Source organism: Massilia aurea (assembly GCF_040790145.1).
GTDB classification, from domain to species: Bacteria; Pseudomonadota; Gammaproteobacteria; order Burkholderiales; family Burkholderiaceae_D; genus Telluria; species Telluria aurea_C.
On record NZ_JBFMMP010000024.1, the window covers coordinates 47933 to 56077 of the forward strand.

Annotated in this window: 8 protein-coding genes; 5 read left to right on the forward strand and 3 right to left on the reverse strand. The window is 60.3% G+C overall.

The genetic code is table 11. The features are described 5' to 3' along the window. Window positions 1-3 precede the first annotated feature (3 nt). The 3 genes from AB2N08_RS21585 (at window position 4) to AB2N08_RS21595 (ending at window position 3614) form a co-directional block, all read left to right on the forward strand. Window positions 4-1833 carry a glycoside hydrolase family 15 protein gene (locus AB2N08_RS21585; protein WP_367612967.1) on the forward strand — a complete coding sequence of 610 codons (1830 nt, stop codon included), beginning with the start codon at window positions 4-6 and terminating at the stop codon, window positions 1831-1833. Window positions 1834-1996: 163 nt separating this feature from the next. Beyond that, window positions 1997-3154, forward strand: coding sequence for an MGDG synthase family glycosyltransferase (locus tag AB2N08_RS21590; RefSeq protein WP_441907838.1), 1158 nt, complete (start codon window positions 1997-1999; stop codon window positions 3152-3154). Then, window positions 3144-3614: a hypothetical protein gene (locus AB2N08_RS21595; RefSeq protein WP_367612961.1), complete on the forward strand. Its 471-nt coding sequence runs from the start codon at window positions 3144-3146 to the stop codon at window positions 3612-3614. The genes AB2N08_RS21590 and AB2N08_RS21595 overlap by 11 nt, the downstream gene beginning before the upstream one ends. Here the strand turns inward: AB2N08_RS21595 and AB2N08_RS21600 are convergent. Next, window positions 3563-4294 (reverse strand): HAD family hydrolase, encoded by a 732-nt coding sequence (locus AB2N08_RS21600; protein WP_367612962.1) that lies wholly within the window; start codon window positions 4292-4294, stop codon window positions 3563-3565. The genes AB2N08_RS21595 and AB2N08_RS21600 overlap by 52 nt on opposite strands. A gap of 197 nt (window positions 4295-4491) precedes the next feature. Between AB2N08_RS21600 and AB2N08_RS21605 the strand changes: the two genes are divergently transcribed. Beyond that, window positions 4492-5160 (forward strand): hypothetical protein, encoded by a 669-nt coding sequence (locus tag AB2N08_RS21605; protein WP_367612963.1) that lies wholly within the window; start codon window positions 4492-4494, stop codon window positions 5158-5160. A 141-nt stretch (window positions 5161-5301) separates the two neighbouring features. Here AB2N08_RS21605 and AB2N08_RS21610 read toward each other — a convergent pair whose 3' ends face one another. Next, on the reverse strand, window positions 5302-5886 hold the full coding sequence (locus AB2N08_RS21610) for a TetR/AcrR family transcriptional regulator (RefSeq protein ID WP_367612964.1): 585 nt from the start codon (window positions 5884-5886) through the stop codon (window positions 5302-5304). A 122-nt stretch (window positions 5887-6008) separates the two neighbouring features. Here AB2N08_RS21610 and AB2N08_RS21615 point away from each other — a divergent pair, with 122 nt between their 5' ends. Then, on the forward strand, window positions 6009-6695 hold the full coding sequence (locus AB2N08_RS21615; RefSeq protein ID WP_367612965.1) for a glutathione S-transferase: 687 nt from the start codon (window positions 6009-6011) through the stop codon (window positions 6693-6695). Between the two features lie 374 nt (window positions 6696-7069). Here AB2N08_RS21615 and AB2N08_RS21620 read toward each other — a convergent pair whose 3' ends face one another. Beyond that, window positions 7070-7873, reverse strand: a complete 804-nt coding sequence (locus tag AB2N08_RS21620; protein ID WP_367612966.1) for a regulatory protein RecX — start codon at window positions 7871-7873, stop codon at window positions 7070-7072. Window positions 7874-8145 lie beyond the last annotated feature (272 nt).

Here is an 8145-nt window from a genome sequence, read left to right on the forward strand (position 1 = left end):
GCAATGAGCGCAAGCATCCCGAATGTGCTCGCATCGCACGGCCCCATCGAGCCCACCGGCTCGCTCGATTGCGGCGTGATCGGCAACTGCGCCTTCAGCGCCCTGGTCGACCGCATGGGCCGGATGGTCTGGTGCTGCCTGCCGCGCTTTGACGGTGACCCGGTCTTCAATGCCTTGCTCGACCCGAGCGAGAATGGCAGCCTGTGGAGCGTCGAGCTCGAAGATTTCGCCCGCAGCGAGCAAGTGTATGAACCGAATACGGCGGTGCTGCGCACGCGCCTGTTCGACAGCGCCGGCAACGGCATTGAAATCACCGACTTCGCACCGCGCTTCCTGAGCCGCGACCGCATGTTCCGCCCCCTGATGCTGGTGCGCCGCGTGCGCCCGCTGGGCAGCGGCGTGCGCGTGCGCGTGATCATGCGGCCGCGTTTCCAGTACGGCGCCAAGGCGCCCGAAATCACGCAGGGCAGCCACCACATCCGCTACGTCGGGCCTGACCAGACGCTGCGCCTGAACACCGACGCGTCGCTCAATTACGTGCTGTCCGAATCGTTCTTCCTGCTCGACCGGCCGCTGAACTTCATGCTCGGGCCGGATGAAACACTGGCCGACGGCATCAAGGACACCGCACACCGCTTCGAGATCGAGACGATCTCGTACTGGCGCACATGGTCGCGCCGCCTGGCCTTGCCGCTCGAGTGGCAGGACGTGGTGATCCGCGCCGCGATCACGCTGAAACTGTCGCTGTACGAAGACACCGGCGCCATCATCGCCGCCATGACCACCAGCATCCCGGAAGCGCCGGGCAGCGAGCGCAACTGGGATTACCGCTACTGCTGGCTGCGCGACGCGTTCTTCGTGATTCGTGCGCTGAACAGCCTGTCGGAAGTGGGCACGATGGAAGACTATCTGCGCTGGCTGAGCAATGTGGTGGCGCGCGCCAAGGGCGGACATATCCAGCCGCTGTACGGCATCGGGCTCGAAGAAGAGCTGCCCGAGTCGATCGTCGAGCATCTGCCCGGCTACCGCAACAACGGGCCGGTGCGTATTGGCAACCAGGCGCAGGAGCACTTCCAGCACGACGTGTACGGCAATATCGTGCTGGGCGCGGCGCAGGCATTCTTTGACCACCGCCTGTTCCGCCGAGCCGGACACGCCGAGTTCGTGCAACTCGAAGCAGTGGGCGAACAGGCATTCCGCCTGTACGCCGAACCCGACGCCGGCATGTGGGAACTGCGCACCCGCGCCCGCGTGCATACCTCGTCGGTGCTGATGAACTGGGCGGCCTGCGACCGCCTGGCCAAGATCGCCGAAGAGCTGAACCTGCCCGAACGCGCCACGTTCTGGGGCGAGCGTGCAGAAATCATCCGCAATCGCCTGCTGAACGAAGCGTGGAGCGAAGAGCGCCAGGCATTCGCCGAAAGCCTGGGCGGGCGCGACCTCGATGCCAGCGTGCTGTTGATGGCCGAGATCAACTTCATTGACCCAATGGACCCGCGTTTTGTGGCCACTGTCGATGCGCTGGAAAAATCGCTGTGCGACGGGCCGTACATGCGCCGCTACGAAGCGCCGGACGATTTCGGCAAGCCCGAGACCGCCTTCAATATCTGCACGTTCTGGCGCATCGATGCGCTGGCGCGGATCGGCCGCGTGGATGAAGCGCGCGTCGTGTTCGAGGCCATGCTGGCCGCGCGTAATCACCTGGGCTTGCTGTCGGAAGACACGCATCCGGTCACGGGCGAGATGTGGGGCAATTTCCCGCAGACGTATTCGATGGTTGGCCTGATCAATTGCGCGATGCGGCTGTCGAAGCCGTGGAATAGCGTGGTGTAGAAGTGTAACGGCCGTCATGGCCGGGTCATAATCGACCCGCACACTCCGTCGCATAGCATTGCGATGGAGTGTGCATGAAGCAGAAGCATTCGCAAGACCGGACGGTTACGTTGGCGCATGCCGGAAAGCAGTCCTCGTGAAAGAGGGCGAACTCCAGCGCAGCATGGCCGGCAAAACCATTGTCCTGCTCAGCGTGCCGGCCGGCGCCGGTCACACCCGAGTCGCCGAGGCCATCCGCGCCTGCGCTGCGGCCGACTATCCTGATGCCACGGTGATTCACCTGGACGCGATGGCCTTCGCCACGCCGCGCTTGCGCCGCGTGTATACCGACTTCTATATTCGCCTGATTACCCGCGCGCCGGGGTTGTGGCGCCACATCTACCGCTGGACCGATGCGGCCCGGCCTGACGGCCCGATCAACCGACTGCGCCGGTGGATCGAGCTGCGTGACAGCCGGCTGCTGGTCAACGAGATCGCGGCGTTGAAGCCCGACGCCGTCATCTGCACCCACTTCCAGCCGGCCGAGATCCTGGCGCAGCAAATCGCCACTGGGGCGCTGACCTGTCCGGTCTGGGTGCAGGTGACCGACTTCGACCTGCACCGCATGTGGATCCAGCCGCACATCACCGGCTACTTCGCCGCCAACGACGAGGTGGCGTTTCGCCTGTACGCGCAGGGCATCGCCGGGCACGCCATCCATGTGGCCGGCATTCCCACCATGCCCGCGTTTGCAATCGCCCACGACCGCGCCGAATGCGCCCGGGCTCTTGGGTTAAATCCTGACTTGCCCACCTTCCTGCTGATGGGCGGCGGTGCCGGTCTTGGCGGCCTGAGCCTTGTGGCGCAGCAGCTACTCGCCATTCCTGGAAATTTTCAATTGATCGTCCTGGCCGGCAAGAACGCCGTCGAATTGGCCGCGCTGCAGCGCCTGGCCGTGCGCTTCCCGGGCCGGCTCGCGGCGCAGGGTTTTACCGACGGCGTCGAACGCCTGATGGCATGCGCCGACCTGGTGATCACCAAGCCGGGCGGCGCCACCACGGCCGAGTGCCTGGCAATGGGTCTGCCCATGATCGTCAACGCGCCGATTCCGGGGCAGGAAGAACAGAACGCCAATTATCTGCTCGAGCATGGCGCCGCGCTCAAGGCGGTCGACTTGCCGACGCTCGACTACCGCATCCGCTACCTGATGGCGCACCCGGCGAAACTGGCCGAGATGGCCGCGTGCGCCCGCGCGCTGGGCCGGCCGCAGGCTGCGCGCCACGTCATGGAAACCGTTTTGTATCAATCCGCATGCAATAGTGAAGTGGCTTATGTACCTTGAATTTTCCGGGACCGGCAGGCTGGTTGGCACGCTGCTGTCCGTACTGGCATTGGCCTATCTGTTCGCGCGCGTGGAAGTGGAAATCGAGGGTGATGCCGGCTGGGCGGCGAACCTGCCGACCTGGCGCATTGAACAGCATCTGCTGCTTGATATCTTCTGGGGCGGGCGGGCGCTGACCGGTTACCACCTGTGGATGTTCTCGTTCATCGGGCTCGTGTTTCACTTCCCGCTGTTCTTCATGGGCCAATGGTCAATGCAGCTCGAAGCGACAGTGATGGCGTCGATCATGCTGTTCTGGATCGTCGAGGATTACCTGTGGTTCGTTATCAATCCGGCATTCGGCTGGCGCCGCTTCAAGCAGGTGCACGTGTCGTGGCACAAGCGCTGGGCGTGCGGCGCGCCGATCGATTACTGGCTGTTCGGCGCGATCAGCGCAGTGCTGTTCTGGTACGGCGCCTGAGCCAGATCGAGCGCGTGCCGGATGCGGCCGCACAGTTCGCCCGACGTGCGTGAAATCAGCTCGGGCGGAATAGCGAATTTGTTGGTCAGGCGATCGTAATCTTCGAATCCATACGAGACCATGAACGGGTGCATGCCGGTATTGGCCGCCGCCGTGAAATCCTTGTGCTCGTCGCCACAGATATAGCCGCGCGCCGGATTGACGCCGAAGCGGTCGCGCACGGCCCGGAACGACGCCGTCTTCTTGTCCTTCAAGGGAATATGGACCAGGAAGTCCAGTTCGCCGATATCGATATCGTGGCGCAGGAACAGCTGGCGCAGGGTTTCCAGCGGCTCGATCGTGATATTGCGCGTGACGATGCCCACCGTGATATCGGGCGCCGCGATCAGTTCGCGGATCAGGTCGGGGATGCCGTCATACAGCCTGGCTTCCTGCCGATAAATGTCGGTGAGGGTATCGACCAGTTTGGCGCGGCTGTTCTTGCGCAGGTTCTTCTTGATAATCGACGGGAACTCTTTCAGGCCGCCGACGTACTTGAGCAGGTGGTGCCGCTTCTGGAACGCCGTCTCGGCGCCGAGCATGCAGCCGTGCTGGCCGAAGGCCATGGCGATCGCGGAAAAAGCATCGATGGTGGTGCCGTCCGCGTCGAGAATGAGTAGCCGTTTAGCGCTGTTGTACATGGTCTGCACCGCCCCTCGATGCCGTTGGCCGAACCGGCATGACAACCCTGCCGGTGCTCACTTTGGACCATCATCGGGTGCTGTCATGACAGGGGTGTGACAAAGGGCCGGGCTGTTGTACCGGATCGTCAAGCGCGTCGCGTGGTTGCCGGCTGTCTGGGTACACTGCATTGTTGACAACGGCTGTCGAGGCAAGAATGCGTTCTATGGATTTCAGTTCATGGCAAGGGGCAATGACCACGCTCATCGGACTCGCCGTTATCACGTTGCTGGGTGTGGGCATCCGCATCCTGATCATGCAGACAGTCCAGCAGCGGCGCGAGCGCATGAACCGCCAGATCAACGAGCGGCTCAAGACCCTGATCGCGGCCTATCGCACGCTGGGCGGCTCGTTCACCGGGCAGTTGACCGTCGATCCGACACACTTGCGCGACCTGCGCGAGCGTGCCGGGGCAGAGGATGGCGCGCCAGCGCTCATCTCCGAGAGTGCCGGCTCCGAACGCTCGCGCCGCATCCGCGATGCCGTCGAAGCGGCGCTGGCGGACATCCTGCTGCTGGGCACAGAGGAACATTGCCGGCTGGCGGGACAGGCCGCGGCCGACATGGCGGCCGGGCGCCCGATTCATACGGCCGACCTGGTGATCAGCCTGCGTAGCTTCATTCGCAGCGCGCTCGACCTGGGACCGATGCCGGCCGATGTAATGATTCCGTTGCAGGGGCCGACGCGCACGCAGGGGAGTGCGGCGCGGGGCAGGGGGGAGGCTGATCGGGGTGGGAGCAAAGGCGGCGGTGGGGGCGATGCGGGTGGGGCCGGTTTCGGGGTCGGGCTGGGGATGGGGCGCAAGGATGCAGATCATGCGGGGTGATCTGGAAGCTTTAAAAGCTTGAGGCGATCTGAACGGCTTCCCGATGTGCCGCTACAGGCTGCTTTCGACCCAAAGCGGACATTGCGACCAATGCCAGGCTTGTCGAAGTCGTGTTGATTAACCAAACCTGTTCTTTATCCGCTAGGTCGCATTCTCTAAACAAAGCAGTCCCGCTACACGGTAACTTTCGATAAGCGAATCAAATAGTGCAATATCAGCTCGTCCTCGCGCCATTAATTGCGCTCCGGAAACTGCCGCAAAAATCGCTTGCGCACGCGTTTCAGCATGTTCGCGCTTCATCCCGGCACGTTGCAGCACCTTACTGAGCCAAGCGATGTTTTCATCTGCGAACACCCGTACTGCTGTCTGAACCTCTGGGGGCAAGTCGTCGTACTCGACCGCCATGAAGCTGCAAAGGCAAAGACGGTTACCGTTTTCTAGCGACCTTCGAAATGTCTCTGGATAACGCCGCAGACAGGTTTCAGCGTTACTGGCTTCTAACGATAGCGCTTCCAACCTTGCTACTGACTCTTCCGCGTAACGTCGCGCCACCGCAGCAGCCAAGCTGGCCTTGCTTGGAAAATGGTAGTAAAGACTTGCCGCCTTGATACCCACTTGCTCGGCTAGGGTCCGTAAATTTAATCCGCTGTAACCATGTGCTTGCGCGATCCTGGTGGCTTCGAACAGGATCTTGCCCCTCGAACTTGCTTCCGCTTCGATCTTCACGCTTGCTCCTGCTAAAAAAGGCATTGACAAGCACACTATATCGCAATACCGTTAACCTAACAAACGTTAGTCAGGTAAAAACAGCTTGCGGTTGTCCATTTCCCACAATTCAGGAGCATCCCATGTCGAAACTCGCTGCAAGCACTGAGACCAGCAACCTCCAAAGTATGACCGTCTACGATTTCCCGGTCGGGCCTTACCCAACGCGCGTCCGGATCGTCATCGCAGAAAAGAATCTACAAGACAAAGTTCGTTTCGAGATGGTTGATCTCTATAAAGGCGAACACAAGAAACCAGATTTCATCGAGCAGAAAAACTACTCGGGAACGTTACCCGTTCTCGAGTTGGCAGACGGCACACTCATCGCTGAATGCACTGCCATCACACAATACCTCGATACACTCGATGGCTCGCCCAGCCTTACTGGCACTACCCCCTTAGAACAGGGGACCATTCATATGATGAGCAAACGGGCGGAAATTGAGATGCTCGACGCCATCAGCACCTACTTTCATCACGGCACACCAGGCTTAGGGCCCTCGGTAGAGCTTTACCAGAATCCGGAGTGGGGATTTCGCCAGCGCGACAAGGCAGTACGCGGCATGCGCTATTTTGACAAGTTGCTCCAGCAGCAACCTTACATCGCTGGCGAAAAATTCTCGATGGCCGACATTACTGTCATCGGTGGACTCGTCTTCGCAGCGATCGTCAAACTGGACGTGCCCCAAGAGTGTGAGGCCTTGCTCGCTTGGTTCGACCGAATGAAGACTCGAGAGAGTGTCAAACGTCAACCAGCATTTTCTGGCTGAAAATATTTGTGAACGATACAGACCGATGAAAGGGAGCAACGTTCGCTTATTTGCGGACGTCTGCTTTTGGCCGAAAGCGGAAGTTCCATCATCCTCAGTCTACCGGGCAGAATTGCTCACTTGAAAATTCTTGTGTGCGCCCTAGGTGGCTGACTGTCCTGGCTCTGGCTAGTAGCCGCCAACCGGTCCAAGCACATCATTTCCCAGGCACCCGTTAGCGCCCGTCGCCCCGAGGCAGCGTATCAAGCGGGAAATTATTGGCTCAAGAAAAACCGCCTCGGGATTCTAACGCCGTGTCACCCACAATCGCGCATGGAAATCTTGAAATAATTTCTGCGCCTTGATCGCTTCACATCGCATTACTAGTGCAACGTCTAGTCATATTCAGGCCCCGATTTCAGATGCTCCATGGCGATATTTATAGAATGGCCGCTGAAGCCCCGGTAAGCCAGGAAGCGATATACCTTCTGCCGCAGTTCTTGTGTCATCCCCGTCTGTGCAATGTCCTTGCGAAACTTCTCGACCACAACGACAACGCGCTCATCTTCCGGCTCCAGTTGCTCGATGGTTGCCTTCGTAAGTTGCTCGTCGATACCCTTCTGTCGGAGAGTCAGGGCGACTCGCGCGTCGCCGACCCGTGGTTCGATCTGCCGGGTTTTCATCTCCGCATACCGTTCATCTGACTGGTAATTCAACCCCTGCAGGAGTATCAGTGCGTCATCTGCCTCCTGTTCGCTGTAGCCTCGCAGGACTAGCTTGCGCCGCAGTACGGCTGCCGAATACTCCCGTTTGGATAGGAGCCATCCGGCATACTGGTGCGCCGGTTGCTTCGGTTTTTGCTGTGGCTGAGCCGGGTCGCGCGCCTTGTACTTTGGCTTTTTGTCGGACGTCCTTGCATATTCTCCAGGAGCAGGCTTTTTCGTCCCGAAACTGGTCTTGGGAGCCTTCTTCTTGTAGTCGGAGCTGCGTGTGATTTTGGGCACACCATCCTGCGCCGGGGCCTCCTCCGTCTCAAAAGTCCGTTGCGGAAGCTTGCTGGGCCGGTCGGTCTGGTCGTCCTTGCTTTTCGGTCTCGCTCCGAAGCTTGATCGCTTCGGCTTTTCGCCACTCCCATACCCTTTAAGGCCCTCATCGGTGACCTCCACAGGTTTTCCGGTCTTCGAGTTGATCAGGTACATGGATAGGTCAGGCTCGCGGCATGATTAACGATGTCGGCGTCGGGCGAAGCGCCTCGCCGGACAATTGTATTCCCTGCACAGGTGCACAGGTGCACTGGCGGCTTGTGGCCGAATCCGGCCGGTCGAGCCAGCATAGCAGGTTGGCGAGTTGAAAATCCAGTGGTAGCCGCCACAGGCCGGTACCGACCCAAAGCAGACATACACAAGCGATCAGCTATCAGTCTTTTCCCTACGCTTTAACTGTGGCTAAATGAGCTCGACGTCTTCGCCAG